The organism is Streptomyces flaveolus (assembly GCF_044765825.1).
In the GTDB taxonomy this organism is placed as follows: domain Bacteria; phylum Actinomycetota; class Actinomycetes; order Streptomycetales; family Streptomycetaceae; genus Streptomyces; species Streptomyces flaveolus.
In genome coordinates, this window is the sequence record NZ_JBIWKU010000008.1 from 57,101 (window position 1) to 83,672 (window position 26,572).

General features: G+C 73.2%; 26 protein-coding genes. 12 read left to right on the plus strand and 14 right to left on the minus strand.

Annotated features, from left to right (window positions below):
• Positions 1-243: 243 nt before the first annotated feature.
• Positions 244-678 carry a protease inhibitor gene (locus ACIRG6_RS23875; protein WP_403324499.1) on the plus strand — a complete coding sequence of 145 codons (435 nt, stop codon included), beginning with the start codon at positions 244-246 and terminating at the stop codon, positions 676-678.
• 140 nt (positions 679-818) lie between these two features.
• On the opposite strand, the gene ACIRG6_RS23880 is transcribed toward ACIRG6_RS23875, so the two are convergent.
• The 9 genes from ACIRG6_RS23880 to ACIRG6_RS23920 form a co-directional block, all read right to left on the minus strand.
• The gene (locus ACIRG6_RS23880) at positions 819-1,076 is read right to left on the minus strand and encodes a CDGSH iron-sulfur domain-containing protein (RefSeq protein WP_239769199.1); all 258 of its coding nucleotides are present in this window, start codon (positions 1,074-1,076) and stop codon (positions 819-821) included.
• Complete coding sequence (locus tag ACIRG6_RS23885; protein WP_364681564.1) at positions 1,057-1,719, minus strand: HemK2/MTQ2 family protein methyltransferase; 663 nt, start codon at positions 1,717-1,719, stop codon at positions 1,057-1,059. Before ACIRG6_RS23885 ends, ACIRG6_RS23880 begins: the two co-directional genes overlap by 20 nt.
• A gap of 12 nt (positions 1,720-1,731) precedes the next feature.
• Positions 1,732-2,763, minus strand: a complete 1,032-nt coding sequence (locus tag ACIRG6_RS23890; RefSeq protein WP_365024268.1) for an iron-containing redox enzyme family protein — start codon at positions 2,761-2,763, stop codon at positions 1,732-1,734.
• 62 nt (positions 2,764-2,825) lie between these two features.
• Positions 2,826-3,008 (minus strand): hypothetical protein, encoded by a 183-nt coding sequence (locus ACIRG6_RS23895; RefSeq protein WP_350714863.1) that lies wholly within the window; start codon positions 3,006-3,008, stop codon positions 2,826-2,828.
• A 64-nt stretch (positions 3,009-3,072) separates the two neighbouring features.
• A complete protein-coding gene (locus ACIRG6_RS23900; RefSeq protein WP_364681560.1) occupies positions 3,073-4,083 on the minus strand; it encodes a Ppx/GppA phosphatase family protein in 1,011 nt (336 codons plus the stop codon).
• A 100-nt stretch (positions 4,084-4,183) separates the two neighbouring features.
• A complete protein-coding gene (locus ACIRG6_RS23905) occupies positions 4,184-7,006 on the minus strand; it encodes an NHLP bacteriocin export ABC transporter permease/ATPase subunit (RefSeq protein ID WP_403324502.1) in 2,823 nt (940 codons plus the stop codon).
• Position 7,007: 1 nt separating this feature from the next.
• Positions 7,008-9,230: an NHLP family bacteriocin export ABC transporter peptidase/permease/ATPase subunit gene (locus ACIRG6_RS23910; protein WP_403324504.1), complete on the minus strand. Its 2,223-nt coding sequence runs from the start codon at positions 9,228-9,230 to the stop codon at positions 7,008-7,010.
• Positions 9,227-10,033, minus strand: coding sequence for an HlyD family efflux transporter periplasmic adaptor subunit (locus ACIRG6_RS23915; protein WP_350714855.1), 807 nt, complete (start codon positions 10,031-10,033; stop codon positions 9,227-9,229). Before ACIRG6_RS23915 ends, ACIRG6_RS23910 begins: the two co-directional genes overlap by 4 nt.
• A 101-nt stretch (positions 10,034-10,134) precedes the next feature.
• Positions 10,135-10,350 (minus strand): type A2 lantipeptide, encoded by a 216-nt coding sequence (locus ACIRG6_RS23920; protein WP_161163347.1) that lies wholly within the window; start codon positions 10,348-10,350, stop codon positions 10,135-10,137.
• 566 nt (positions 10,351-10,916) lie between these two features.
• Between ACIRG6_RS23920 and ACIRG6_RS23925 the strand changes: the two genes are divergently transcribed.
• From ACIRG6_RS23925 to ACIRG6_RS23940, 4 genes are all read left to right on the plus strand, one after another.
• Positions 10,917-12,245 (plus strand): S1 family peptidase, encoded by a 1,329-nt coding sequence (locus tag ACIRG6_RS23925; protein WP_403324505.1) that lies wholly within the window; start codon positions 10,917-10,919, stop codon positions 12,243-12,245.
• A gap of 370 nt (positions 12,246-12,615) precedes the next feature.
• Positions 12,616-15,066, plus strand: a complete 2,451-nt coding sequence (locus ACIRG6_RS23930; protein ID WP_403324507.1) for a SpoIIE family protein phosphatase — start codon at positions 12,616-12,618, stop codon at positions 15,064-15,066.
• Between the two features lie 119 nt (positions 15,067-15,185).
• On the plus strand, positions 15,186-15,605 hold the full coding sequence (locus ACIRG6_RS23935; protein WP_364681656.1) for a CBS domain-containing protein: 420 nt from the start codon (positions 15,186-15,188) through the stop codon (positions 15,603-15,605).
• Positions 15,606-15,689: 84 nt separating this feature from the next.
• Complete coding sequence (locus ACIRG6_RS23940; protein ID WP_364681549.1) at positions 15,690-15,869, plus strand: hypothetical protein; 180 nt, start codon at positions 15,690-15,692, stop codon at positions 15,867-15,869.
• Positions 15,870-15,939: 70 nt separating this feature from the next.
• Here the strand turns inward: ACIRG6_RS23940 and ACIRG6_RS23945 are convergent, their stop codons facing one another.
• Positions 15,940-16,524: a hydrolase gene (locus ACIRG6_RS23945; protein WP_364681547.1), complete on the minus strand. Its 585-nt coding sequence runs from the start codon at positions 16,522-16,524 to the stop codon at positions 15,940-15,942.
• Positions 16,525-16,608: 84 nt separating this feature from the next.
• A complete protein-coding gene (locus ACIRG6_RS23950) occupies positions 16,609-17,070 on the minus strand; it encodes a MarR family winged helix-turn-helix transcriptional regulator (RefSeq protein ID WP_364822103.1) in 462 nt (153 codons plus the stop codon).
• A 93-nt stretch (positions 17,071-17,163) separates the two neighbouring features.
• Here ACIRG6_RS23950 and ACIRG6_RS23955 point away from each other — a divergent pair, with 93 nt between their 5' ends.
• Positions 17,164-17,691 carry a metallophosphoesterase family protein gene (locus ACIRG6_RS23955; protein ID WP_403324509.1) on the plus strand — a complete coding sequence of 176 codons (528 nt, stop codon included), beginning with the start codon at positions 17,164-17,166 and terminating at the stop codon, positions 17,689-17,691.
• A gap of 217 nt (positions 17,692-17,908) precedes the next feature.
• Here ACIRG6_RS23955 and ACIRG6_RS23960 read toward each other — a convergent pair whose 3' ends face one another.
• Positions 17,909-19,168 carry a YncE family protein gene (locus ACIRG6_RS23960; protein ID WP_403324510.1) on the minus strand — a complete coding sequence of 420 codons (1,260 nt, stop codon included), beginning with the start codon at positions 19,166-19,168 and terminating at the stop codon, positions 17,909-17,911.
• A gap of 198 nt (positions 19,169-19,366) precedes the next feature.
• Here ACIRG6_RS23960 and ACIRG6_RS23965 point away from each other — a divergent pair, with 198 nt between their 5' ends.
• Complete coding sequence (locus ACIRG6_RS23965; RefSeq protein ID WP_239769215.1) at positions 19,367-20,035, plus strand: TetR/AcrR family transcriptional regulator; 669 nt, start codon at positions 19,367-19,369, stop codon at positions 20,033-20,035.
• Between the two features lie 35 nt (positions 20,036-20,070).
• On the opposite strand, the gene ACIRG6_RS23970 is transcribed toward ACIRG6_RS23965, so the two are convergent.
• The gene (locus ACIRG6_RS23970; RefSeq protein ID WP_239769216.1) at positions 20,071-20,436 is read right to left on the minus strand and encodes a nuclear transport factor 2 family protein; all 366 of its coding nucleotides are present in this window, start codon (positions 20,434-20,436) and stop codon (positions 20,071-20,073) included.
• A 172-nt stretch (positions 20,437-20,608) separates the two neighbouring features.
• Here ACIRG6_RS23970 and ACIRG6_RS23975 point away from each other — a divergent pair, with 172 nt between their 5' ends.
• Positions 20,609-20,884, plus strand: coding sequence for a hypothetical protein (locus ACIRG6_RS23975; protein ID WP_364681537.1), 276 nt, complete (start codon positions 20,609-20,611; stop codon positions 20,882-20,884).
• A gap of 64 nt (positions 20,885-20,948) precedes the next feature.
• Here ACIRG6_RS23975 and ACIRG6_RS23980 read toward each other — a convergent pair whose 3' ends face one another.
• Positions 20,949-22,703 carry an ABC transporter ATP-binding protein gene (locus ACIRG6_RS23980; RefSeq protein ID WP_403324512.1) on the minus strand — a complete coding sequence of 585 codons (1,755 nt, stop codon included), beginning with the start codon at positions 22,701-22,703 and terminating at the stop codon, positions 20,949-20,951.
• Positions 22,704-22,880: 177 nt separating this feature from the next.
• Here ACIRG6_RS23980 and ACIRG6_RS23985 point away from each other — a divergent pair, with 177 nt between their 5' ends.
• The 4 genes from ACIRG6_RS23985 (at position 22,881) to ACIRG6_RS24000 (ending at position 26,492) form a co-directional block, all read left to right on the plus strand.
• Positions 22,881-23,969 carry an S-(hydroxymethyl)mycothiol dehydrogenase gene (locus tag ACIRG6_RS23985; RefSeq protein ID WP_364822116.1) on the plus strand — a complete coding sequence of 363 codons (1,089 nt, stop codon included), beginning with the start codon at positions 22,881-22,883 and terminating at the stop codon, positions 23,967-23,969.
• A complete protein-coding gene (locus ACIRG6_RS23990) occupies positions 23,969-24,598 on the plus strand; it encodes an MBL fold metallo-hydrolase (protein ID WP_318215759.1) in 630 nt (209 codons plus the stop codon). The genes ACIRG6_RS23985 and ACIRG6_RS23990 overlap by 1 nt, the downstream gene beginning before the upstream one ends.
• 146 nt (positions 24,599-24,744) lie before the next feature.
• Complete coding sequence (locus ACIRG6_RS23995) at positions 24,745-25,659, plus strand: SDR family oxidoreductase (RefSeq protein WP_403324514.1); 915 nt, start codon at positions 24,745-24,747, stop codon at positions 25,657-25,659.
• Between the two features lie 32 nt (positions 25,660-25,691).
• Entirely contained in the window at positions 25,692-26,492 is an 801-nt protein-coding gene (locus tag ACIRG6_RS24000; protein WP_364822120.1) for an SDR family NAD(P)-dependent oxidoreductase, read from the plus strand.
• Positions 26,493-26,572: the final 80 nt, after the last annotated feature.

Below are 26,572 nucleotides of genomic sequence, written 5' to 3' on the forward strand. Positions count from 1 at the left end.
GCCTATTGGCAAACGTGTGGATCACGCCATCCGGCCAGATCGCGTGATCAAGAACCCCACGGTTCCGGACTTGGAACGTTCTAATTCCGTGACTTCCCGCCACTGATTCAATACGCAAGGTTACTGAAATCCGTGGGGTCGATGTGTCTTTCGGCGGCGGACTCGGCAGACTCGCGCTCGCCGTTCCGGCACCGACCGGGCCGGGCCGGCACCACCCTCGAACCGAGCGGAAGGATGCACACAATGCGGAACACCGCGCGCTGGGCAGCGACTCTGGGCCTGACGGCCACCGCCGTCTGCGGGCCCCTCGCGGGAGCCTCCATCGCCTCCCCGGCCCCCGCCCCCGCGTCGCTCTACGCCCCCTCGGCCCTGGTGCTGACCGTGGGGCAAGGAGAGAGCGCTGCCACCGCCGCACCGCTGCGCGCCGTCACCCTGACCTGTGCGCCGAGAACCTCCGGCACCCACCCGGCCGCCGGCCCGGCCTGCGCGGAACTGCGCGGCGCGGACGGCGACTTCGACGCCCTGACGGGCGACACGGGTGTGCTGTGCACCCGGGAGTACGCCCCGGTCGTCGTCACCGTGGAGGGGGTCTGGCAGGGCCGGCGCGTCTCCTACGAGCGCGCCTTCGCGAACGAGTGCGTGAAGAACGCGGGCAGTACGAGCGTCTTCACGTTCTGAGAGACCGGGACCGCGCGGCCCGCGCGACGTGACCGGCTGCTCGTCGCTGGGGAGTGCGAGCGCCGCCGCGTGGACGGGACGGTCCCGCACCGGGGACGGCGGACGGAGTGGGGCCGTCCGCCGTTCCCCGGTATCAAGGCTCAGGACTCGGCACCCGGCCTTCGGCCTTCGGCGCCGCCCGCCGGCCCGTCGCCCGGACCGGACGACCGGGCACGGTGGCTGGTGTCGCACCAGGGGTAGCGCCGGCTGCGGCGACAGGTGCACAGGGCGACCCGGAAGCGGTCGGAGGACACCGTCGTCCCGTCCTCCAGCTCGATCTCCACCGGGCCTTCCACCAGCATCGGCCCCTGGCGCTGGACGGTGATCCGGCGGGGCGGGTCAGACGGGGAGTTCGGCACGGACGACCACCAGCTCTTCCTCGTTGTCGGCCTGGGACAGCAGACCCCGCTGCCGCAGCCAGCGCTCCCGGCCGCGCACCACGGGCCCGAAGGCGATGCGCTGCCGCCTGATCACCGCGGCCTTCAGACCGGCCGCCCGCAGATGCCCGACCGTCTGCTCCGGGTCGCTGAGCGCGGACTGCACGAGCAGCAGCACACCGGCGGGCCGCAGCAGTGCGGGCGCCTCCCGGCAGATCCGGTCCAGCACCAGCCGGCCGTCGTGACCCGCGTCCCAGGCCCGGGCCGCACCACGCGGCCGGTGGCCGCCGCCCGGCGCCGGCACGTACGGCGGATTGGCCAGGACGAGGTCGAAGGACTCACCCCGTACCGGAGTGAAGAGGTTGCCGCGCAGGACCCGGACGCGTACGCCGGCCCGCGCCGCGTTCAGCCGGGCGGCCCACACGGCACGCCGTGACACGTCCACCGCGGTGACCCGGGCGCCCAGCCGGGCCGCCGCCAGCGCCAGGGCGCCCGAGCCGGTCCCCACGTCGAGCACGGCCGCTCCCGGTGGCAGCGACTCGTCGGACAGGGCCCCGGCCAGCAGGGCGGTGTCCTCCTGAGGGGCGTAGACGCCCGGTAGCACCTTGAAATTCACGGAACCCACGTACCCCCGCAGTCACGAAATATGGGAGGTTCCCGAGGGCTCGGGGGACACGCCCGCCAGGGGCGTGCGCAGCGAGGAGCGGCCGGCCCGCCAGTCGGCGAGCAGTCGGTCGGCGAAGCGGTCCTCCAGGTACCCGGTGGCGTCGATACCGAAGACGACGTCCGCCGCCAGCTGCGGTTCCTGGTCCAGCAGACCGTCGATCACCTCGTGCCGGACGATCTGTTCGTGCACCGCGTCGGCCTCGACGTGCTCGTCGTAGAAGTGCTCGGCGGCGGGGCCCGCGCCGGTGCGGCGCATGGCCTCGGCGAGGCGCCGGGAACCGGGCGACGAGGTGATCTCGACTGCCGCGAAGTGACCGACCAGGGCGCCGCGCAACGCCCGGTGCAGGCCGAACAGGGACATCATGTTCACCGTGGCCAGGCACTCGGCCGAGGCCGCTTCCAGATGACGCCCGTACGTCGTGTCCAGACCGAGGTCCGTCATCAGGTCGGCGAACAGCCGGGCGTGCACCCGGTCGGCACGGCCGCCGCCGTACTCGTCGAACTCCACCGCCGCCATCGCCGCCTTCGCGCGGCCCCACAGCCGCGGCAGCACCCACGCGTGCGGGTCGGCCTCCTTGAGGTGGTACAGGGAGCGCTGGGCCGCGTACTCCCGCAGGTGCCACAACTCGCCCTCGTCGCGCAGGAAGTGGCTCACGCCCTTGCCGTCGACGGGCTCGACCAGCAGCGCCCCGACCGCGGCTGCCACACTGTCGTGGACCGGGGTGTCGGCGCGCAGCGCGGACAGGAAGCGGTCCTCCAGCGCCGCCCGGGTGCGCAGCAGCCCGGGGTCCCACTCCAGGCCGGCGGACACGCCGGCGAAACCGCGGTAGTGCAGCTCGTAGCACTGGTACAGGGCCAGCTGCAGGTCGTCGCCGTACGGTGACGCGGCGGCGACCTCCTCGGGGCGGGGCAGCGGGCCGGTGCCGAGCAGATACGAGCCGACGGCCGCGGAGAGCGGGCCCCGGGCCGTCGGCAGCTGTGGTTCTTCGCGGACGTTCTCCATGCGTCGCGGGTACCCGCCGGGCGCCGTCGCATCCGCGTCGCGCCGGGCCCCGCGTCGCCGGCCTAGTCCTTGTCCGACTCCTCCTGCGCCTCTGCGTTCGGCGAGGTGGCGTCACCCGCCTCACCCCGGTGCCGCCGCTCCTTCGCGGACTCCGGGTCACGGGTCTCGGCCTCCTCGATCTCGCGCATGACCTCCTCGATGGCCGTCTCGGGCTTCTGGTGGCCGCGGTCGGCGTCGTGGGACACGTGGGGCTCCTCTTCTCGTTCGGTTCGGTGTGGCGGTCGTCCCCGTCAGGGGACCGTGGCGGTGTCAGTTCGCCGTGGACGCGATGCGCAGCGGAACCGGGCCGGGGACGGCGGGCTCGTCGTTGCGGCGGACGATCTCCGCCCACCAGGACGGCCCGTCCTCGATGTGGCGCAGCAGGACGCCCTCGCGTATCGCCCAGGGGCACAGCGTCACCGACTCCAGTCCGGTCAGCTTCATCGCCGTGTGCCCGACCACCGCGCCCGCCAGGCTCTGTGCGGAGCGCGGCGCGGAGATTCCGGGCAGGCGGGCCCGCTCCGCGGCGGGCAGGGCGGCCAGCCGGCCGACCGCCCGCTTCAGGTCCGCGCAGCTCATCCGGCGTTCCTCGAAGGGCCCGTGGCGGCCGGGCAGGGCCCCGCACAGCCGCCCGAGCTGCTGGAACGTCCGCGAGGTCGCCACCGCCGTGCGCGGTCCCTCCCAGCGGATCCGGGCCGCGACGTCCCGCAGCTGGTGGCGGACCGTGCGGCGCAGCGCCCGCAGCTGTTCCGGATGCGGTGCGTCCTGGCCGCCGGCGAGGAACTCGTGGGTCAGCCGCCCGGCGCCCAGCGGCAGCGAGGCCACGAAGTCGGGCAGCCGGCCGCGGCCGAAGGCGACCTCCAGCGAGCCGCCGCCGATGTCCAGCAGGGCGAGCGGCCCCGACCGCCAGCCCATCCAGCGCCGGGCCCCGAGGAACGTCAGCTCGGCCTCCACCTCGCCCGGCAGGGTGCACAGACCGACCCCGGTGCGGGCCCGGACCGTGTGCAGCACCTCCCGGCGGTTCGGCGCGGCACGCACCACGGCGGTGGCGAACGCCAGCGGGTCGGCCGCGCCCCACCGGGCCGCGGTCCGGCTCGCGCCGGCGACCGCCGCCACCAGCCGCTCCACGGCCTCCTCGGGGAGCGGAGCCCCGTGCGGGACCTGCTCGGACAGCCGCAGGCGCCACTTCGCCGTGTGGACCGGCAGCGGAACACCGCCCTCCGCGTCCGCCACCACAAGCCGGACGGTGTTCGACCCGACATCCACCACGCTGATTCGCATGAAGGCGCAGGTACCCACTTATACGCCGGTCCAACTGCGCCCGCACCGTGCCGCCGCAGCCGGGGACCGCCGTCCCGCCCCCGCCCGTGCCGGGCCCGGTTCAGGCCAGCTGCCGGCGCACCAGCTCGTGCAGCCGGCCGCCCGTGTCCGCCAGCAGCTCGGCCGGCGGGCCCTGCTGGGCGACCTTCCCGTCCTCCATCACGATCACGCGGTCGGCGTCCAGCACCGTGGTCAGACGGTGCGCGATGACGATCCGGGTGGCGTTCAGCGCCTTGGTCGACTCGATCACCGTGCGCTGCGTCTCGTTGTCCAGGGCGCTGGTCGCCTCGTCGAAGAAGAGGACGCGCGGCCGGCGGATCAGCGCCTGCGCGATCATCAGCCGCTGCCGCTGGCCCCCGGAGACCGCCCCGCTGCCCGAGACGATGGTGTGCAGGCCCATCGGCATCCGCTTGATGTCCTCGGCGAGCCCCGCCATCTCGGCCGCCGCCATCGCCTCCTCCGGCGTGTACGGCTCGGTGCCGCAGATGACGTCCAGGATCGAGCCGGTGAACGGCTGCGCGTGCTGGAGCACCACCCCGCACTGCCGGCGAACCGCCGACTGGTCGAGCGCGGCCAGGTCCTGGCCGTCGTACAGGACGCTGCCCGACAGCGGACGGTCGAAGCCGATGAGCAGCCTCAGCAGCGTCGACTTGCCGCAGCCGCTGGGCCCGACGATCGCCACGAACTCGCCCGGCCGCACCGCGAACGACACGTCGTCCAGGACCAGCGGTCCGTCGTCGGTGTACCGGAACGACAGCCGCCGCGCCTCGATCGCCCCGGACAGCGGTCCCGGCCGGGTGCTCGCGGTGCCCACCTCGGGCGCCGCCTCCAGCACCGGCTTGATTTCCTCGAACAGCGGCAGCGCCGCCACCGCCGACACGAAGGCCCCGGTCAGCTGGGTGACCGAAGTCAGCAGCATCGTGACCGAGGTGTTGAAGGTGAGGAACGCCGCCGCCGACATCGAACCGCGGGCCGGGCCGGCCAGCAGCATGAACATCAGCAGTGTGCACAGCGGCAGGTACACCGCGCCGAGCACCGCGTTGAGGTTCTTGATGCGCCCGGCCCGCTGCTGGAGCTCACGGCTGCGCGCGAACTGCGCCGCCCAGGCCGCGTAGGCGTAGTTCTCGGCCGCCGCGACCCGCAGCTTGGGCAGTCCGCGCAGCGTCTGGAAGGCCTGGTTGTTCAGCTTGTTCGTGAGCTGCACCAGCCGCCGCTGCCAGCGCACCTGCCACAGCCCGAGAGCCAGGAACACCGCGGCGACGACCACCAGCATGCCGATCGCCGCGAGCGCCATCGGCACGCTGTACCAGAGCAGCAGCCCCAGGTTCATCGCCCCGACGGTCACCGACTGTGCCACCGTCGGCCCGACCCCGGCCAGCAGCCTGCGGATCGCGCTGATGCCCATGGCCGCGCTCGCCAGCTCACCCGTGGAGCGCTCGGTGAAGAACCGGGTCGGCAGCCGCAGCAGCCTGTCCCACACGGCCGGCTGGAGGGTCGCCTCGATACGGCCCTCCAGCCGCAGGATCGTGAGGTTCTGCAACAGCATGAACGCCGCCGAGACGACACTGCTGAGCATCACCGCGAGACACACCTGCACGATCAGCCCGGTCTGCGCCTTCGGCACGAACTCGCCGAGCACCTTGCCGGTGGCGACCGGCACCAGCGCGCCGATCGCCACCGTCACCAGCCCGGCGAGCAGCAGGCTCGCCAGGTCACCGCGCGTACCCCGCAGACAGAACCGCAGCAGCCGCAGCGGACCGAGCCGGCGCTCGGGCAGCGGCCGGTAGAACATCACCGCCCGCGGCTCGAACTCCTCGGCGTTCGCCTTCTCGACCGGTGTCTCCCGGCCGGTCGCCGGGTGGACGGCCACATAGCCGCCCCGCCGCCACAGCAGCGCCACCGGAGCGCCCGACAGGGCCCGGTGACCGACCAGCGGCCCGACGTCGTCCCGCCACCAGCGGCCGTCCAGCCGGACGGCCCGGGTGCGGACCCGGGAGGCCAGGGCGATCCGCTCCACCGGGTCGAGCCGGTCGCTCTCGGTGCCGTTCTGCGCGGGCTCGGCCAGCGCGATCCCGGCCGCGCGGGCGACCAGCTCGCAGGCCGCGTAGGTGGCGTCGGCGTCGGCGGCCGTGGCCCGCTTCTCCGGCCGCCTGCCGATGGAGGCCAGCAGCGTCCGGTCGGCCTGGGCGCGGACCGCCTCGCCGGCCTTGATACCGGCCGCCGTACGCGTCTCGTGGGTGCGCTCCAGTTGCTCGATCCAGCGGTCCAGGGTGGTCAGCAGCCGGTACTGCTGATCGACCATGCTCTGCCACAGCGCGGGGTCCATCAGCAGGTCGGCGGCCGCCTCGTCGCCGTACACCGCGCCGTACTGCACACTGCCGGGCGGCACCTGCATCCAGAAGACGTCGTCGTCGGTGGGTGCCGCCGCCCGTTCCGAGGCCATCGGCGCCTGGAAGAGGATGGACAGACTGCGGCCGACGCCCAGGGCGAGGGCGTACTCCAGCGGACTCGTCGTCGGCGGCACGTACTGGGGGTTGCCGTACTCGTCGTACGACCAGGTCTGCGTGGCCGCCGGCTGGTACAGCTCGCGCAGCCCGATGCGGTGCACCACGCAGTCCCGCAGGGGACGGGCGACCAGCGTGTGCTGGGGGCCGGCCACCGGACCGAGCAGCACCGAGCCCGCCTCCAGGCGGCCCAGATGGTGCCAGTGGCCCTGCTGCCCGGCGTCCACCGCGAACAGGTCCACCGCGCCGGACACGACCAGCCAGAGCACCTGCGGGCCCTCCAGGTCGAGGCGGTTGAACCCGGCGCAGTCGACGCGGGTGCCCAGGGAGCCGAGCGCGCCGAGGACGAGATCGCCCTGCCCTTCGTGCACCGTCGTCATCTCACCGCTCCCCGACCAGCGCCGCGTACGCGCCGCCGCGCGCCACCAGTTCCTCGTGCCGCCCGCGCTCCACGACCGTGCCGTGCTCCAGGACGACGATCTCGTCGCTGTCCCGCACGGTGCTCAGCCGGTGCGCGATCACCACGCACGCGCAGCCCCGCCGGCGCAGGTTGTCCATCACCACCAGCTCGGTCTCCGCGTCCAGCGCGCTGGTCACCTCGTCCAGCACCAGGATGCTGGGCCTGCGCACCAGCGCCCGCGCGATCTCCAGGCGCTGGCGCTGCCCGCCGGAGAAGTTGCGGCCGTCCTGCTCGACCCTGCTGTGGATGCCGCCCGGACGGCGCATCACGACGTCGTACAGCGCGGCGTCCCTGAGCGCCTCCACCACGGCGTCGTCCGGGACCGAGGGGTCCCACAGCGCCACGTTGTCGCGCACCGAGCCCTCGAAGAGGAACACGTCCTGGTCGACGAAGGAGACGGAGGACGCCAGCGCCCCGCGCGGAATGTCCTCGAGGCGCTGCCCGTCGATGCGGATCACGCCCTCCCACGGGGTGTACAGGCCGGAGATCAGCCGGGAGACCGTGGACTTGCCGCTGCCCGAGCCGCCCACCAGGGCCACCTGCCGCCCCGGCCCGACGGTCAGGTCGAAGCCGGTCAGCAACGGCTTGTCGAGGGGGCTGTAGCCGAACGAGATGTTCTCCAGCTCGACATGGCCGTGCAGCCGGCGCGTGGAGTCGCCGCCGCCGGGGCGGCCGTACAGCGGGTCGGCCCGGAAGTTCTCCACGTCCTTGAGACGGGCCACGTCGGCCGCGAAGTCCTGGATGCGGCCCGCGACGCCGTTCAGCCGGGTCAGCGGAGCCGTGAAGCGGGTGACCAGCGCCTGGAAGGCGACCAGCAGGCCGATCGAGATGTGCCCCTCGACCGCCCGCATGCCGCCGATCCACAGGATCAGCGCGCTGTTGAGCGTGGCGAGCGTCGGCGCGACCACACCCAGCCAGGCGCCCGGCACCCCGAGCCGCTGCTGCTCCTCCAGCGTCGTGGCGTGCTGCCCGGCCCACTTGCGGAAGTAGCCGTCCTCACCGCCGGTCGCCTTCATCGTCTCGATCAGCTGAAGACCGGAGTACGCCGTGTTGGTCAGCCGGGCCGTGTCCGCGCGCAGCTTCGCCGTCCGGGTCGCACGCAGCTTGATCACGACCCGCATCGCGACGATGTTGAGCAGCGCCACGCCGATGCCGACGAAGGTGAGCTGAGGGTCGTACGTGTACAGCAGCACGGCGTACAGCACGACGACGATCGCGTCGACGCCGGCCGCCGCCAGGTCGCGGGCCAGGGTCTCGGCGACGGCGTCGTTGGACTGGAGGCGCTGGACCAGGTCGGCCGGGCTGCGCTGCGAGAAGAACGTCACCGGCAGCCGCAGCAGATGCCGCAGGAAACGGGCGCTGGAGAGGGTGGAGGAGATGATGCGGCCGTGCAGCAGGTTCGCCTGCTGGAGCCAGGTCAGTACCACCGTGAGCAGGACGCACGCCGCCATCGACGCGAACAGCACGCCCAGCAGCGAGGTCTGCCCGCCGATCAGGAACATGTCGATGTAGGTGCGGCTCAGCGCGGGCACCGCCGCGCCCACCGCCACCAGCAGCAGGCTCGCCAGCACGGCGGCGGGCAGCGTGCCCGCGGTGCCGCGCAGCCGGGCCGGCATCGCGCCGAGCACGCCCGGCTTGCGGCCGCCCCGGGCGAAGTCCTCACCGGGCTCCATGGTCAGCACGACCCCGGTGAAGCTGCCGTCGAAGTCCTCCAGGGACACGAAGCGGCGGCCCTTGCCCGGGTCGTTGATGAACACACCGCGCCGGCCGAAACGCCGGCCCATGCCGTCGTAGACGACGTAGTGGTTGAACTCCCAGAACAGGATGGCGGGCGCCGTGACCTCGGCGAGGGCGGCCAGGTCCATCTGCATGCCCTTGGCGGTGAAGCCGTAACTGCGCGCCGCCTTGAGCAGGTTGCTGGCGCGCGAACCGTCGCGGGAGACGCCGCAGGCGATGCGCAGCTCCTCCAGCGGGACGTGCCGGCCGTAGTGGCCCAGCACCATCGCGAGGGAGGCGGCGCCGCACTCCACGGCCTCCATCTGGAGCACGGTGGGCGTACGGACGGTCTTCGCCCGGCCCTGGGGAATCTTGCGCCTGGGCGGGGCGGCCCGGCGTCTGCCCCGGGTGTCGGTCGCGGTACTCACGGCAGCAGCCAATCGACGGGACGCTGCCCGGCCAGCCGGATGGAGCCCGTGGCCAGCGTCATGGAGGTCAGGTCGTACGGCGGTCCGTCCGCGGACGACCACGCGTAGCCGCTCTTCGTGGACTTCGAGGTGTCGAGGCGCACCGTCACGGCCACCGGCCTGCCGTCCTTGGTGAACTGCTCGCCGAGCTGGCCGTCCCCGAGGAACGCGCCGATCGACTGTGCCGACTGGGCCGAGCGGTCCACCGCCTTCACATGGCCCTTCAGCACGCCGTACTCCTGGGCCGACACCGACTGGACGGTCAGGTCGACCGGGGCGTCGGCGGGAATGGCGGCGGCGTTCTCGGCGGGGACGTAGACGGTGGCGTAGAGCGGGTCGCCGGCGTGGGCGACCTTCTCGATCGACGCGACGTCGGCGCCGGTCCGGATGATCTGCCCGACGGTGGCGGCGAGCGCGCTGACGCGGCCCGCGTCGAGCGAACGGACGACGGTGTCACCCTCGGCGGTGCGGACCTTCAGCACGGGCGAGTCGGCGGCCAGCCGCTGTCCCTGCCGGGCGAGAACCGCGGTGACCTGGCCGGAGACAGGGCTCTGCAGGACGTAACTGCCCTGCCCGTGGGTGAGGACGGCGGGTGCGCCGACCGTGGAGGTCACCGAGCCGGTCACCGCCCACACGGACGCGGCGGCCATCGCGACTACGGTCACGGACAGCACCAGCCAGCCCTGCGGGCGGGCGAAACGCACCGGAAGGTCGAGCTCCTCCGGTGACTGGAGTTTGGCGAGGGCCTGTTGGCGGAACTGCACGTCGGACGTATCCCAGGAGATCGCTAAGAAGCCGTCGGGGAACGGCCGAAAAGTCCCGGAGCCGGGGTACGGCTCCGGGACTCAGCGGCACAAGGGCCCGATCAGAGACCGGCGACCAGGCCGGTGACCGGGGCGGTGTTCAGACCGGTGACACCCTCGACGGTGCCGACGGCGGTGTTGAGCAGACCCGAGACCGGGGCGATGCCGTCCACCAGGCCGGTGACGGTGCCGACGGCGTTCACGTTCAGGCCGCCGGAGACGTTGTCGAGCTCGGCGTCGGAGATCTCGACGGTCTCAACCTGGGGGGTGGAGTTCATGATGGAACTTCCCTTCGTATAGCCAATTCACAAGGGGGGAGCGGCCCCCTCTGGGGACAGATGACGGCCGCGACCACGGGCGGCCGGGCGCCCCTTCCGGAGCCCCTCCGCGGCCCCCGCGGTGCGATGGATCAAAGCACGCGGCCGGTCGGCCCTTCCAATCAATCACCCCTCTCACCTGGACACTTGCAACGCCGGGGCGCCCAACCGTGCAGGACTGCGCACGTCTTCGAGGCGACTTCTTCACACCGGGTGCGGCATCGGACCGCGCGATCCCTTGCCCACGCCGTCGCGAATCCGGCACTCCCGCCTGAAAGGCGTGCGCGGCACCCGTGGGTTGTGGAGAACGGCTGTTCGGGGTGACCGGGTTGGGCAGTCGGTGTGCAGATTCGCTGAAGCCCGGATTCCACTCCGTGAGCGGAACGGAGTGTGTCCGCGTGATCGCTGAGCGTGGTGGGCGGGCGGGATTGAACGGCCCGTCCGGCCCGTGCGTACCAACAGCCGTCCAGGCGCCCCCGATAGCTGCCGACCGGCGGCACGGACCCCGTCCCAGGAGGTCGAGAAGGTTGAGTCACAAGCGAATCCCGAAGCGCAAGGCCGCGATGGTGGCAGGCTCGGTGGTGGCGCTCGGCGCGGCCGCCGTCCTGCTGCCGAACGCCAACGCCTCACAGGACGGTGGTGGTTCGGACGACGCCGCCGCGCCGAGGACACTCAAGGCGGCGGACGCCTCGGATCTCGCCTCACAGCTCTCCGGACTGCTCGGCGACGCCTTCGCGGGCTCCTACTACGACGCCGGCCGGCAGCAGCTCGTCGTCAACGTCGTACCCGGCGACAACAACAACGTCGTCGTGCAGGCGAAGAAGGCGGGCGCGGCCGTCCGCGAGGTGGACAACAGCATCGCCGAACTCAGGAGCGGCGCGCAGACCCTGAGGTCCGAGGCGACCATCCCCGGCACCTCGTGGGCCGTCGACCCCCGGACCAACAAGATCCTCGTGACCGCAGACAGCACCGTCACCGGCACCGCGTGGGACCGGCTGGAGTCCACCGTCGACAGCCTCGGCTCCGGCATGGCCACCCTCAGGAAGTCCGGCGGAACCTTCAAGACCTTCGTGTCCGGCGGGGACGCCGTCTTCGGCGGCGGTGCGCGCTGCTCGCTCGGCTTCAACGTCACCGCGGCGGACGGCTCGCCCGCCTTCCTGACGGCCGGTCACTGCGGGGTGGCGGCCGAGCAGTGGTCCGACGCGCAGGGCGGGCAGCCGATCGCCACCGTCGACCAGGCCGTGTTCCCCGGCCAGGGCGACTTCGCGCTCGTCACGTACGACGACCCGGCGACCGAGGCACCGAGCGAGGTGAACGTCGGGAACCAGACGGTCCCGATCAGTGGGGCGGCGGAGGCGACGGTCGGTCAGCAGGTCTTCCGGATGGGCAGCACCACCGGACTGGCCGACGGGCAGGTCCTCGGCCTGGACGCCACCGTGAACTACCCCGAGGGCACCGTCACCGGCCTCATACAGACCGATGTGTGCGCCGAACCCGGGGACAGCGGAGGTTCCCTGTTCACCCAGGACGGCCTGGCGATCGGACTCACGTCCGGCGGCAGCGGCGACTGCACGGTGGGCGGCGAGACCTTCTTCCAGCCGGTCACCACCGCCCTGGAGGCGGTCGGCGCGACGCTCGGCGACGGCGGCCCGGCGGGCGGCGCGGGCGACCGGGCGGGCGGAGAGGGTGCCGGCGACCAGGCGGGTGGCGAGGGCTCCGGTGCCGGTGACCGGGCCGGTGGCGCGCAGGCCGGTGACGGTACGGGAGACGCCGGCGACGGAACAGGGGCCGGGGACGCCGGCGACGGAACGGGCGCCGGCAGCGCGGACGGCTCCGGCCTGACCCGGACCCGCTGACCCCGCCGCCCGGCCGCCCCGCCGCCCGGCCGCCCCGCGGGCACGCTGACCCCGCTCGCCCCCGCCCCGCGCGGGCACGCTGACCCCGCCCGCCGCCGCCCCGCGCGGGTCCGCGGACCGGTCCGGCCCTCCGGCGGGAGGGCCGGACCACCAGCGGGCCCGGTTCTCCGGTGCGGGATGCGCACCGTCGCCTCGACCGGGCGGCGCACGCCGAGCGTGGCCCGCCGGTGGGCAGACGCGGGCCCGCCCGCCGCGGTGCGGCATCCCCGCGAACCCCCGCCCCGAGCTCACCGGCCGGGCACGGCTGCCGGGCCCGGATCGCGGGTTCCCCCGCTCACAGGGGCTGCGCGGCCGTCCCATACGCGCTGTAATGGGCGACGTGGTCAGTGAGGGCACCGCGGAACGCGGGACGAGAACGCTGCGTGCCGAGGGTGCCCTGAAGGCGATCGCGGCCCTTCCTGACCGCCGCGAACGACTGCGCCGCGTCCTCGAACAGGCCCTGGTGTTCGGCGGGGCCGCCTTCGCCGCCGTGTACACGCCCGGCGAGGACCGAGAGCTGCTCTGCCTCGCCGAGTCGGTCGGCGTGCCGAGGACGCTGTACGGCGTGCGTGACAGCTATCCCGCGGCCGGCGGCTCCCCGGTCGCCGACGCCCATCGGGGCGGGGCACCGGTGTGGGTCGGCCCCGAGGAGTTCGCCGGCTCCGCCGAGTCGCGGCACGTCCCCTCCAGCGGCTTCTCCCTCGCCGCCCTGCCCGTGCCCGGTGACGGCGGCTGCCTCCTCGCCCTGACCGAATGCCCGGGGGGCTTCGGCCCCGAGGACCGGGTCTGTCTGGAGCTGGTCGCCGAGGCCGTCGTCGGTCCCGTCCCGCCCGTAGCCGTCGAGAGCCGGGAACTGCGGCCGGACGCGTTCTCCCTGGCCATGGACACCGGCCGGGTCGAGGTCGGCGACGACATCCTGCGGTTGTTCGCCCTCGCCCCGGGCGACTTCGACGGCAAGGTCGAGACGCTGCTCGGCCTGACCGTGCCCGAGGACCTGCCCTCGCTGATGTCCGTGGTCGAGGCCGGCCACATGTCCATCGGCGACCGGGAGCTCGAGTTCCGGGTGCTGCAGCCCACCGGCCCGCCGAAGTGGCTGCAACTGCGCGGGCGCCTGCTGCCGGGCGGCGACGGCCGGCCCGCCCGCCTCGTCGGCACCGTCGCCGACGCCTCCACCCTGCGCCCCGACGTGACCGACGTCGCCCGCGTCCAGCGCCTGGCCGCCGCGCTGGCCACGGCGGGCACCGTCCGGGACGTCAGCCAGGCCGTGGTCGCCGCCCTGCGCAGGCCGCTGCGCGCCGACCGGATCGCCCTGGCCGAGCTGGAGGGCGACCGGCTCGTCGTCACCGTCCTCGACCCGCCCGAACCCGAGTCGTGGCCGGAGCTGTGGCGGCTGGAGTGGCGCACCGAGTGGCCGGACGCGCCCGTCCGCGCCATGCCCACCCTCGCCTCGGCGCTGCGCGAGGGCCGCGCCCAGATCTGGCCCGCCGGCACCGCGCTGGAACCCGCGCTCGCGGACGTCGGCCCCGGCGGCCTGGCCGTGCTGCCGCTGCCGGCCGCGGGCCGCACGGCCGGCGTCTGCCTGATCGGCTGGGACTCCCCGCACGACTTCGGCCCCGACGAGCGCGCCCTGCTCACCGCCTCCGCCGGCCTCGCCGGCCAGGCGCTGACGCGCGCCCACGCCTTCGACGCCGAGCACGAACTCGTCGGCATGCTCCAGCGCCAGCTTCTCCCGCGCCGCCTGCCGGAACTGCCCGGCGCGGTCGCCGTCGCCCGCTACCTGCCCAGTACGGCCGGACTGGAGCTCGGCGGCGACTGGTACGACGTGATCCCGCTGCCCGACCACCATGTCGCCCTCGTCATCGGCGACGTCCAGGGCCACAGCGCGGGCGCCGCCACCCTCATGGGCCAGATGCGCACCGCCCTGCGCGCCTACGCCGTCGAGGGGCACCCGCCGGACGTGGTCGTCTCCCGGGCCAACCGGCTGCTGACCGACATGGGCACCGACCTCTTCGCCACCTGCGCCTACGTCGACCTCGACATGGAGGAGGGCTCCGCCTGGTGCGTCCGCGCGGGACACCTGCCGCCGGTGCTGCGCCACCCCGACGGCACCACGGAGATCGCGGAGGCGGAGGGCGGCCCGCCGCTCGGTGTGGTGGCGCAGGCCGACTTCCCGATGAGCCCGCTCCGGCTGCGGCCCGGCACCCTGATCGCCCTCACCACGGACGGGCTCGTGGAGTCCGCCGACGCCGACATCGACGAGGGCATGGACCGCTTCGCGCACGCGCTGACCGTCTCCGACCCCGCCCACCTCGGCCTCGTCGCCGACGCCCTGCTCGGCAACGCCCGCCGCAGCGACGACGTCGCCCTGCTGCTGGTGCGCTACGACGGCATGGAGACGCGCCCGCTGCGCGAGACCTGGACGGTGTGGCGGCTGCCCGAGGCCGTCCGGCACGCCCGCCGCTTCACCCACCGCACCCTGCGCTCCTGGGGCGTGCCCGCGGCCGACATCGACGCCGTACTCCTGGTCGTCTCCGAGCTGGTCACCAACGCCCTGGTGCACACCGACGGCGCGGTCCGGCTCGACATCACCCTGGTCGGCGCCCGGCTGCGCGTCGCGGTCGCGGACGCGTCGCCGCGTACGCCCGTCAAGCCGACCAGCATCGGCTGGGAGGCCACGGGCGGGCGCGGCATCCTGCTGGTCGAGGCGGTGTCGGCGACCTGGGGGACGCTGCCGGTCGGCGGCGGCAAGCAGGTGTGGAGCGAGATCACGCTGGGCCGGTGAGACCGCCGGGCCCGTCCGCGGGGCGCCGTCCCGCGCCCGGCCGGAACCGCAGGGATCGCCGCCCGCCCGCCGGGTACCCGGCAGGCAAAGCCCACAGTGATCCCATGAGGGGGTACGTCATGACCCAGTACGTCCGGGACATCATGACCGCCGATCCGGTGACCGTCGAGCCGCAGGCCTCGGTCACCGCAGTGGCCCGCATCATGCGTGACCAGGACCTCGGAGCCGTCCTGGTCACGGAGGGCGACCGGCTGCGCGGACTGGTCACCGACCGCGACCTGGTGATCCGCTCCGTCGCGGAGGGCGGCGACCCGGAGGAGACCACCGTGGCCGGCGCGTGCAGCGACGACCTGGTGACCGTCGGCCCCGACGACGAACTCGACCGTGCGATCCGGCTGATGCGCGAGCACGCCGTACGCCGTGTCCCGGTCGTCGACGAGGGCCACCCCGTGGGCATCGTCGCCCTGGGCGACCTGGCCATGGAGCGTGACCCGGGCTCGGCGCTGGGTGACATCAGCGTGGCCCGGCCCAACCCGTGAGAGCGGGGCACGCCCGTTTCACCGGCGCGCGCCCGGGGACCCGGTGGGGCAACGGCACCGGACACAGAAGGAAGATGATGCCTCGTGATCGCGGACACCAGCGAGAAACCCGTTGTCCGCCGCCTGGAGACGGGCTGGTCCCAAGCCCGCCGCCTGCGCAGCAAGGGCGCCATGCGCACCTGCGTACCGGCCGTCGAGGACGGCGACCGCCCGCGCGCGTCGCAGGCGGGCCAGGAATCGAACATCGTCCGGGGCGAGGACTGACCGCACCCCGGGAGCGAGACCGTCGAGCGCCGGCCACCGTGCCGGCGCGGCCCGTGTCCGGGCCCGGGGGTCAGCAGTGGGTCTTGGCGAGCAGTTCCAGGATTTCGGCCGTGGTCCCGGTCTCGCCCAGCCGGGGGAAGATCCGCTCGACACTGTTCCGGTGCGCGTCGGCGTCCATGTCGCTCATGGCGTCGGTGGCGAGCGTGACGTGGTAGCCGTGTTCGTGCGCGGCCCGGGCGGTGGACTCCACGCCGATGCTGGTGGCGATGCCGGTCAGCACGATCTGGGTGACGCCCCGGCGGCGCAGCTGAACGTCGAGTCCGGTGCCGTGGAAGGCCCCCCAGTTGCGCTTGGTCACGGTGATGTCGCCGGGACGACCGGCCAGTTCGTCGACCACGACGTCCCAGCCCTCAGGCCGGGTCCCACCGGCGCCCCCGGCGTCGGTCCGGCCGGGCACGGCGTCCGCGCCGTCGGCGGCGAAGGAGACCCGGACCAGCACCACGGGCAGATCCCGCGCGCGGAAGGCGTCCGCCAGCTCGGCGCTGCGGGCGACGACGTCGGCGGAGGCGTGCGGCTGGGCAGGCGCGGCGACTATGCCGGCCTGGAGGTCGATCACGACGAGGGCCGTGCGGGGGTCGAGGGCGGTGACTGCCATGGGGGTGGGCCTTTCGGGTGGTTCAGGCGGTTCGGATGGTTCGGGTGGGCGAAAGTGCGCCGGTCCGCCCGTCGAGCCTCGGGGTCACGGCCGGGTCAGCCGTTCCAGCAGGGCGAGCGCGTCGAGGACCGTGTCCCGTTCCTCGGCGGTGCACCGGTCCTGGAAGGCGCGGGCCAGCCACTCCTCACGGACCTGCCGGTTGTCCTCGATGCGGGCGCGGCCGGCCTCGGTGAGGGTGACGAGCTGCCGGCGGCCGTCCTCCGGGTCGGGGCTGCGGCGGATCAGTCCGTGCTGGTCGAGGGCGACCAGCGTGGCCGCCATCGACTGCGGCCGGACGCCCTCGGCGGACGCCAGTGCGCTGGCCGTCGCCGCACCGTGCTTGCCGACCAGCGTGAGCGCCGACACCTGGGAGGGCGTGAGGTCCTCGCCCCGGGCGACCTCCCGGATCCGCCGCCGGAGCCGGCTGAAGACCACGTGCAGTTCGCGCGCGGCACGGGCGGCGGAGTCGGAGATGCCCTCGGCGGGCTCCGCGGCGTCGGCTTCCATACCGCCACCGTAAATTCGACAGGGAAGACTGTCCAGTTTCGGCTGAACAGTTTTACCTGCTCATTGTGGAGACCCTGCCGCTAGGCTGGGTCCGTGCGCCTCCTGCTCATGTCCGACACCCACCTGCCGAAGCGGGCCAGGGAGCTGCCCGCGCCCTTGCTGGAGGAGATTCCGCGCGCCGACGTCGTCGTGCACGCGGGGGACTGGGTCGACACGGACACGCTCGACCTGCTGGAGGAGCACAGCCGGCGACTCGTCGCGGTGTACGGCAACAACGACGGGCCCGGCCTGCGGGCACGGCTGCCGGAGGTGGCGTACGCCGACCTCGGCGGTCTGCGCTTCGGAGTCGTCCACGAGACGGGTGCCGCCAAGGGCCGGGAGGCCCGCTGTGCCGCCCGCTTCCCCGACCTCGACGTGCTGGTCTTCGGCCACAGCCACATCCCGTGGGACACCACGGCCGACACCGGCCTGCGGCTGCTCAACCCCGGGTCGCCGACCGACCGGCGCCGCCAGCCGTACTGCACGTACATGACCGCCACGGCCGCCGACGGCCGCCTCGGGGACGTCGAACTCCACCGCCTGCCGCGGCGCCGGCCGGCGTCGCGGGGCCCGCAAAAATAGACGGGCAGCGCCGCTGGGGCGCTGCCCGCTACGTGCCGGGTCGCTCCGTGTCGGAGGAAGCGGCCCGGGCGCTACGAGTGTGCGCTGTCACGGACCTCCTTCCGTCAGGAGTACTGCGAGGACATGCATGCCTCATCCGATGCCGGGCGACTACCCGTCCGCACGCTTCCTACACACACAAAACGGGGCGGACATCCTCGAGTGCGGGCCGCGCGGGTCAGCCGGCCGACGGCCCGGTCCAGCCGGCCGTCACATGGCCCAGCCGGACGCGCTGCGGATGGTCGCCGACCGGGACGGAGACCGACTTCTGCCCGGTCGTGAAGTCGATCGCGGTGACCTGATCGGCGCCGCTCTCGGAGATCACACAGTGGGTGCCGTCGCCGCTGACCGTGGCCCAGTACGGCTTGGCGGCGGTGACCAGCGGGCCCTCCTTCAGCGTCGTACGGTCGACGACCGTCGCGTAGTCGTCCATCGTGCCCGCGACACAGATCTTGGCGCCGTCCGGACTCATGGACAGGCCGTGGTGCCGCGAGTCGTTGACCCAGGTGGTGCGGTCCTCGCTGGTGGCGGGGTTCTTCGGCAGGGTCTTGGTCCGGGTGATCCGGTCGGTGGCGAGGTCGTACTCGAAGAAGCCGTTGAAGAAGGAGACCTGGAAGTACAGCGTGGACTCGTCGGGCGAGAACACGGCGGGCCGCACGGCGTCGGAGTAGTCGCCGAGGCCGATCGCGTCGAGACGCTCGCGCATGTCGATCACCCTGACCTGCCGGAACGTCGTCGCGTCCACGACGGTGATGCGCCGGTCGCCCTTCGTCCAGTCCAGCCAGGGGGCGTCGAGTGCGGTGTTGACCTCGCCGATGGACATGTTCCAGATGTACTTGCCGTCCTTGGAGAAGATGTTCTCGTGCGGCTTGTCCCCGGTGCCGAAGGACCCGAGCTGCCGGCCCGAGTCGATGTCCAGTACGTGCACCGTGTTGGACGTGGAGGCCGACACCGCGACACGGGTGCCGTCCGGCGAGACCGCCATGTGGTCGGCGCGGTAACCCGACACGGGAAAGCGCCAGTTGAGTCGCCCGGTGGCGAGGTCGATGGACACGACGTCCGCGAAGCTCGGCCGGGAGACGACGATCGACCTCCCGTCCGGCGTCGAGTACATGTCGTCGACGAACTGGTCGTGCCCCTCGCCGACGCTGCCCCGGATGGCCTGGAAGTAGATCCAGCGGATCGGATCGGCGTTGATCTCGGCCATCCGCTGCTCCTTGTCCGGGACGACGCCGATCCGGCCGATCCTCGCGAAGTCGCCGGTGGACCTGATGACGTCGGCGGTGCCGTCCCAGTTGTTGCCGACGAACATCACCTCGCGCAGCGCGGCGGGGGCGTCCGGGGGCGTGGTGGCGGCGGTCGCCGTCGCGGGAGCGGCGACGGTGAGTGCGAGGGCGGCGGCCACGGAGCAAAGGTGCCTGGATCTGGAAACAGGCATGCTGCTCTCTCCTCTGGAGGTGGGGGGAAAGGCGGGAGATGGAGGCGCGAGGGCGCGGAGAATCTGAACAGAGCCGCTTTCAGAGTGAACTTACTGAAAAGTAAGGAGAGAGTGCCCTTCTCCACAAGACCGCGTACACGACAAAATTGACCCCGGCGCGAGGAGTCGGCGCCGGAACCGGCACGAAGGGGGACGCGGGTGGCGGGCAGGCTCAGGGCGCCCACGGGCCGATACGGCGGCAAGTCCGCCGCACAGCGGCAGGCCGAACGGCGCAGCCGCTTCCTGGACGCCGCGCTCCGGCTGTTCGGCGACACCCCCGGCTACCGCGCCACCACCGTCGCGGCCCTCAGCGAGGCCGCCGGCCTCTCCACCCGCCAGTTCTACGAGGAGTTCCGCACCCTGGAGGACGTGCTCGCCGCGCTCCACCTCCAGGTCAACGCCTGGGCCGAGGAAGCCGTCCGTGCCGCGGCGGCGCAGGCGCGCGATCTGCCGCTCGCCGAACGCGCCGCCGCCCTCTTCCGCGCCTACGCCGCGAACGTCACCGCCGACCCGCGTCGCATCCGCATCACCTTCGTCGAGATCATCGGCGTCAGCCCGCGCCTCGAGGAACAGCGGCTCTCCCGCCGCGCCCGCTGGATCGACCTCATCTGCGCCGAGGCCGGATCGGCCGCCGCGCGCGGCGAGGCGGCGCGGCGCGACTACCGGATCGCCGCCACGGCGTTCATCGGCAGCGTCAACGGCCTGCTCCACGACTTCAGCGCCGGCCGGGTGGACGCGACGCTGGACGAGGTCGTCGACGAACTGGTCCGCCAGCTCCTGTCGATCCTCAGGCCACCGGACTGGCACCCCGGTGGCCGCGAGACCTGAGCGCACCCCGGCACCGGGCCGGCCCCGCCGCTCCGCTACTCGTCCCAGGCCTGGATCATGGTCTGGCGGACGATCTTCCCGTCCCGCAGCGACATCATCGACTCCGCCAGGACGCGGGCGCCGTCGGGATAGGCGCAGGACTCCGTGAAGGCGGCCTGGTCGCCCTGGACGACGCAGTTCTCGAGCCGGTGCGTCATGTCACGGCTGTACACGTCGTCGAGCATCTCGGCGATCTCGTCGCGCCCGTGCAGGACCTTCGGGCTGCTGGGCTGTGTGTAGCGATCCACGATGCGGATCTCCGCGTCGTCCGCGTAGAGCGACAGCAGGGTCGCCGCCGTCTCCTCCTCGATGCCCCGGCGCAGTACTTCGCTGTCGAAGCCGGGACCTGTGCTGGTGCCCATGACGACCTCCTTCGAAGGTCGCGGCCCGACCGGGAACGGGCCGCGGAGGGCCTCTCCTTCGAGCGTCCTCCGCCCGGGCGGCTCCGGCAAGCCCGGCCGCACCGCTGCTCCCGACGGGTGAGTACGCTCGCCCGCCCGTGTCCGCCCCCGTCCCGTCCGCGTTGCCGAAGGCATGATCACTACACGACGTATCGCCGCCGCCATCGGTCTCGCCGCGGCTGTCACCGGTCTCGTCGTGCCGATGGCGAACGCCGCCGGCACGGACTCGCCGGACGCCGGCGGACGCGGTTCGGTGCTCGAGTCCCTCACCACCAAGGGCCGGACCGTCGAGCACAACGACGTCCGGAGCACGGACACCACCCCGGAGCAGGGGTCCGACGACGGCAGCAGACTGAAGCCGGTCACCGGCCTGTTGTCCCCGCTGCTCGGCGGCCCCGCCCAGAGCTGACACCCGCGCCGCAACCCCCGCAGAGGGCCGCCCGCATCCGGGCGGCCCTCACGCATGCGCGGGATCAGCCGCCGGTCGCCAGGAACTGCGTCGCCGCCAGCTCCGCGTACAGCGGATCCGCGGTCACCAGCTCCCGGTGCGTGCCGACCGCGCGGACGCGGCCCGCGTCCATCACGACGATCCGGTCGGCCATCGTCACCGTGGACAGCCGGTGGGCGACGACCAGCACCGTGGTCGTCCGCGCCACGTCGGCCACGGTGTCCCGCAACGCCGCCTCGTTGACCGCGTCCAGCTGCGACGTGGCCTCGTCGAGCAGCAGCAGCCGGGGACGGCGCAGCAGCGCCCGGGCGATGGCGACGCGCTGGCGCTCCCCGCCGGACAGCTTGGTGCCGCGATGCCCCACCAGCGTGTCGAGACCACCCGGCAGCCTGGCCACCAGGGCGTCGAGACGGGTCGTCTTCACCACCGCGGCGAGCGTCCCCTCGTCCGCCTCCGGACTGCCCAGCAGCAGGTTGTCGCGCAGCGAACCGGACAGCACCGGCGCGTCCTGCTCGACGTAACCGATCGCGGCCCGCAGCGAGGCCAGGTCCCACTCCGCGAGGTCGCGGCCGTCCAGCGCGATCTCGCCCGACTCGGGGTCGTAGAACCGCTCGACGAGGGAGAAGACCGTCGTCTTGCCCGCGCCGGACGGGCCGACGAACGCCGTCATCCCCCGCGCGGGCACGGTGAACGTCACCCCGTGGTGGACGTACGGCAGATCGTCGGCGTAACGGAAGCGGACGTCGCGGAAGGCCAGGGCGGCGGGCGATTCGCCGGGGGAGGGCAGCGGCGCGGACCGCACCGGCGGCTCGGCGGGCAGACGCAGCGCCTCCTGGATGCGGACCAGGGCGGCCGCGCCCGTCTGGTACTGCGCGACCGCGCCGATGACCTCCTGGAGCGGCGATATCAGGAAGAACACGTACAGCAGGAACGCCACCAGCGTGCCCACGTCCACGGCCCCGGTCGCCACCCGCGCCCCGCCCACCGCGAGCACCGTGATGAACGCGATCTGGATGGCCAGCCCCGCCGTGTTGCCGGCCGCCGCCGACCACTTGGCGGCCCGCACGCTCTGCCGCCAGGACTCCTCGGCGGCCTCGTGCAGCACCCGCTCCTCCCGGTGCTCGGCGCCCGACGCCTTCACCGTGCGCAGGGCGCCCAGCACCCGCTCCAGCGCGGCGCCCATCACGCCGACCGCCTTCTGGGCCTCCTTGCTCGCCCGGTTGATGCGCGGCGCGATCAGCCCGATCACCGCGCCCGCGCCCGCGATCACGGCCAGCGTGACACCGAGCAGCACGGGATCGACCAGCCCCATCATCACGACCGTCGCCACGAGCGTGAGCCCGCCGGTGCCGAGACCGACCAGCGAGTCGGAGGTGACCGTCCGCAGCAGCGTCGTGTCCGAGGTGACGCGGGCCATCAGATCGCCCGGCTCCGTACGGTCCACGGCGGGGATGCGCAGCCGCAGCAGATACGAGGCCAGCGACCGCCGCGCGCCGAGGACCACCGACTCGGCGGTGCGCCGCAGCACGTACGAACCCAGCGCGCCCACCACCGCGTTGGCGACCACCAGAGCGGACATGGCGAGCAGCGCCCCGGTGATGGCCCGGTCGTGCGACAGGTCGTCGATCAGCCCCCGGGCCACGAGCGGCAGCAGCAGCCCCGTCACCCCGGTGAGCAGCGAGAGCAGGGCGCCCCCGAGGAGGGCCCACCGGTGCGGCCGCACGTACCCCAGGAGCAGTCGCCAGGCGGGCGGGCCCGGCTCCGTCTCGGCGATGCTCAACGGCACTCCTCAGGCAGGCACACGGACGGACGCCCCAGGCTACGACGGCGCCGTGCGCCACGGCCCGCCGTTTCACCGGCCCGGTACGCCCTGACCGCCCCGTCACCGGCCCCTTGCCGATCAGTTGCGCGTAGGGTCGGGGAGGAACCACGAGTGGCCGAAGAAGGAGTCATGACCATGGCGCAGGAAGTACGCGGCGTGATCGCACCGGGCAAGGACGAGCCGGTGCGGATCGAGACGATCGTCGTGCCCGATCCGGGACCCGGCGAGGCCGTGGTCAAGATCCAGGCCTGCGGCGTGTGCCACACCGACCTGCACTACAAGCAGGGCGGCATCAGCGACGACTTCCCCTTCCTGCTCGGCCACGAGGCCGCGGGCATCGTGGAGTCGGTCGGCGCCGGAGTCACCGACGTGGCCCCCGGCGACTTCGTGATCCTCAACTGGCGTGCGGTGTGCGGCAAGTGCCGGGCCTGTCTGCGCGGGCGCCCGTGGTACTGCTTCGACACCCACAACGCCGAGCAGAAGATGACCCTCGCCTCCACCGGCCAGGAACTCTCCCCGGCCCTCGGCATCGGTGCCTTCGCCGAGAAGACCCTGGTCGCCGCCGGGCAGTGCACCAAGGTCGACCCGGCCGTCTCCGCCGAGGTGGCCGGACTGCTGGGCTGCGGCGTGATGGCCGGCATCGGCGCAGCCATCAACACCGGCAACGTCGGCCGCGGCGACACCGTCGCCGTCATCGGCTGCGGCGGCGTCGGCGACGCGGCGATCGCCGGCTCCCACCTCGCCGGGGCGGCGAAGATCATCGCCGTCGACATCGACGACCGCAAACTGGAGACCGCCCGCGGCATGGGCGCCACCCACACCGTCAACTCCCGCGAGAGCGACCCCGTCGAGGCGATCCGCGAACTGACCGGCGGCTTCGGCGCCGACGTCGTCATCGAGGCGGTCGGCCGCCCGGAGACGTACCGGCAGGCCTTCTACGCCCGCGACCTCGCCGGCACCGTCGTCCTCGTCGGCGTACCGACGCCCGAGATGAAGCTCGAACTGCCGCTCCTCGACGTCTTCGGGCGCGGCGGCTCGCTGAAGTCGTCCTGGTACGGCGACTGCCTGCCCTCCCGCGACTTCCCGATGCTCATCGACCTCCACCTCCAGGGCCGCCTGGACCTCGGCAAGTTCGTCACCGAGACCATCCGGCTCGACGAGGTCGAGAAGGCCTTCGAGCGGATGCACGCCGGTGACGTGCTGCGTTCGGTGGTGGTGCTGTGATGACCGCCCGCATCGAACGCCTCGTCACCTCCGGCACGTTCAGCCTCGACGGCGGCACCTGGGACGTCGACAACAACGTCTGGCTCGTCGGCGACGACCACGAGGTCGTCGTCATCGACGCCGCCCACGACGCCGACGCCATCGCCGAGGCCGTCGGGGACCGGCGGCTGACCGCGATCGTGTGCACCCACGCCCACAACGACCACGTGAACGCCGCCCCCGCGCTGGCCGAGCGCACCGGCGCCACCATCTGGCTGCACCGCGACGACATGCCGCTGTGGCAGCAGACCCACCCCGACCGGGACCCGGACGCCTGGCTGACCGACGGCCAGGTCATCGAGGCCGCCGGCGCCGACCTGACGGTCCTGCACACTCCCGGACACGCCCCCGGCGCCGTCTGCCTGTACGACCCGGGCCTCGGCGCCGTCTTCACCGGCGACACGCTCTTCCAGGGCGGCCCCGGCGCCACCGGCCGCTCCTACTCCCACTTCCCGACGATCATCGACTCGATCCGCGACCGGCTCCTCGTGCTGCCGCCCGAGACGGAGGTCCGCACCGGCCACGGCGACCCGACCACCATCGGCGCCGAGGCCCCGCACCTGGAGGAGTGGATCGCACGCGGCCACTGACACCGGACCGCGCGGCACTCGGCACCAAGCTGGGAGACACGCGGAAAAGGTGACAGAAGATGTCCGGCTTCCCGGGCAGTCTCGATCACGACATCGCCCCTCCGCAGTCGGGGTGGGCTCGTGATGAGAGGGAACGGGAGCCGGACATGGCAAAGTCACTCGAGGGCAGGGTCGCACTGGTCGCCGGAGCGACCCGCGGCGCCGGACGCGGCATCGCCGTCGAACTGGGCGCGGCCGGAGCCACCGTCTACGTCACCGGACGCAGTACCCGCGCCCGGCGCTCGGAGTACGACCGCCCCGAGACCATCGAGGACACCGCCGACCTGGTCACCGAGGCCGGCGGCCACGGCATCGCCGTTCCCACCGACCACCTCGAACCGGCCGAGGTCGCCGCGCTGGTCGACCGCATCGCCCGCGAACAGGCACGCCTCGACGTCCTGGTCAACGACATCTGGGGCGGCGAGAGCCTCTTCGAGTGGGACAGCCCTGTCTGGGAGCACGACCTCGACAAGGGGCTGAGGCTCCTGCGGCTCGCCGTGGAGACCCACGCGATCACCAGCCACCACGCCCTGCCCCTGCTGCTGCGCAGCCCCGGCGGGCTCGTCGTCGAGGTCACCGACGGCACCGCCGACTACAACCGCGACCACTACCGGGTCTCCTTCTTCTACGACCTCGCCAAGTCCTCGGTGCTGCGCATGGCGTTCGCCCTCGGCCACGAACTCGGACCGCGCGGCGCGACCGCCGTCGCGCTGACGCCGGGCTGGCTGCGCTCGGAGCTCATGCTCGACCACTTCGGCGTACGGGAGGAGAACTGGCGCGACGCCCTCGACCGCGTCCCCCACTTCGCCATCTCCGAGACCCCCCGCTACGTCGGCCGCGCCGTGGCCGCACTGGCCGCCGACCCGGGCGTGGCACGCTTCAACGGTCACTCCCTCTCCAGCGGCGGGCTCGCGGGGGAGTACGGCTTCACCGACCTCGACGGCAGCCGCCCCGACGCCTGGCGATACCTCGTCGAGGTCCAGGACGCCGACAAACCGGCGGACGTGACCGGTTACCGCTGACCGGCGGGCGCCCACGCACTACCGTCGGCGCCATGACCGACACCAAGCGCTTCGAGGGACACGGCATTCTCGTCACCGGCGCCGCGCGCGGCATCGGCGCCGCCACCGCCGCACGGCTCGCCGAGGAGGGCGCCGGGGTGCTGGTGACCGACGTGGACCGGCCCGCGGCGGAGAAGACCGCGGCGGCGCTGCGTGAGCGGGGACTCACCGCCGAGGCGTTCGGCTGCGACGTCGCCGACCGGGCGTCCGTCGAGGCTGCCGTCGCCCGTGCCGTCGACGCCTTCGGCTCCCTCGACGTGCTGGTCAACAACGCCTACGCGTGCACCCCCGACGCCCCGCTCTTCGAGGACGAACCGGACGAGGCGTGGGCGCGCGACCTCGACATCACCCTCACCGGCGCCTACCGCTGCTGCCGTGCCGCACTGCCCCACCTGGCGGCCTCCGGGCGCGGCGCGATCGTGAGCATCGGCTCGGTCAACGGCCTCCAGGACTTCGGCAACCATGCCTACAGCGCCGCCAAGGCGGGTCTGGCCTCCCTGACCCGCACCCTCGCCGGACACGCCGCCGCGCGAGGTGTCCGCGTCAACCTGGTGGCGCCGGGCACCGTGCGCACCACGGCCTGGGAGGGCCGGGACGACGAACTGGCGGCGGTCCGGGGGCTGTATCCTCTGGGGCGGGTCGGGGAGCCCGGGGACATCGCGGCGGCCGTCGCCTTCCTCGCCTCGCGCGACGCGTCCTGGATCACCGGAGCCACCCTGGCCGTCGACGGCGGTCTGACCGCGGTGAACACCGGTTTCCGGCAGGCCCTGAAGGAGTGGGGCGGCACGGACTGACAGGAACCGACGGGACGGGCCACCTGGTGTCGTTTGTCACTGTTTCGTCGCGACGCGGCGCGGCGGGCAACCGAAGCCGC

Excerpts from the sequence above, each read along its gene's own strand:
- ACIRG6_RS23875 (WP_403324499.1), top strand. The coding sequence starts at position 244 with ATGCGGAACACCGCGCGCTGGGCAGCGACTCTGGGCCTGACGGCCACC.
- ACIRG6_RS23890 (WP_365024268.1), bottom strand. The coding sequence starts at position 2,763 with ATGGAGAACGTCCGCGAAGAACCACAGCTGCCGACGGCCCGGGGCCCG.
- ACIRG6_RS23900 (WP_364681560.1), bottom strand. The coding sequence starts at position 4,083 with ATGCGAATCAGCGTGGTGGATGTCGGGTCGAACACCGTCCGGCTTGTG.
- ACIRG6_RS23905 (WP_403324502.1), bottom strand. The coding sequence starts at position 7,006 with ATGACGACGGTGCACGAAGGGCAGGGCGATCTCGTCCTCGGCGCGCTC.
- ACIRG6_RS23920 (WP_161163347.1), bottom strand. The coding sequence starts at position 10,350 with ATGAACTCCACCCCCCAGGTTGAGACCGTCGAGATCTCCGACGCCGAG.
- ACIRG6_RS23930 (WP_403324507.1), top strand. The coding sequence starts at position 12,616 with ATGGGCGACGTGGTCAGTGAGGGCACCGCGGAACGCGGGACGAGAACG.
- ACIRG6_RS23935 (WP_364681656.1), top strand. The coding sequence starts at position 15,186 with ATGACCCAGTACGTCCGGGACATCATGACCGCCGATCCGGTGACCGTC.
- ACIRG6_RS23945 (WP_364681547.1), bottom strand. The coding sequence starts at position 16,524 with ATGGCAGTCACCGCCCTCGACCCCCGCACGGCCCTCGTCGTGATCGAC.
- ACIRG6_RS23950 (WP_364822103.1), bottom strand. The coding sequence starts at position 17,070 with ATGGAAGCCGACGCCGCGGAGCCCGCCGAGGGCATCTCCGACTCCGCC.
- ACIRG6_RS23960 (WP_403324510.1), bottom strand. The coding sequence starts at position 19,168 with ATGCCTGTTTCCAGATCCAGGCACCTTTGCTCCGTGGCCGCCGCCCTC.
- ACIRG6_RS23970 (WP_239769216.1), bottom strand. The coding sequence starts at position 20,436 with ATGGGCACCAGCACAGGTCCCGGCTTCGACAGCGAAGTACTGCGCCGG.
- ACIRG6_RS23975 (WP_364681537.1), top strand. The coding sequence starts at position 20,609 with ATGATCACTACACGACGTATCGCCGCCGCCATCGGTCTCGCCGCGGCT.
- ACIRG6_RS23985 (WP_364822116.1), top strand. The coding sequence starts at position 22,881 with ATGGCGCAGGAAGTACGCGGCGTGATCGCACCGGGCAAGGACGAGCCG.
- ACIRG6_RS23990 (WP_318215759.1), top strand. The coding sequence starts at position 23,969 with ATGACCGCCCGCATCGAACGCCTCGTCACCTCCGGCACGTTCAGCCTC.
- ACIRG6_RS23995 (WP_403324514.1), top strand. The coding sequence starts at position 24,745 with ATGGCAAAGTCACTCGAGGGCAGGGTCGCACTGGTCGCCGGAGCGACC.
- ACIRG6_RS24000 (WP_364822120.1), top strand. The coding sequence starts at position 25,692 with ATGACCGACACCAAGCGCTTCGAGGGACACGGCATTCTCGTCACCGGC.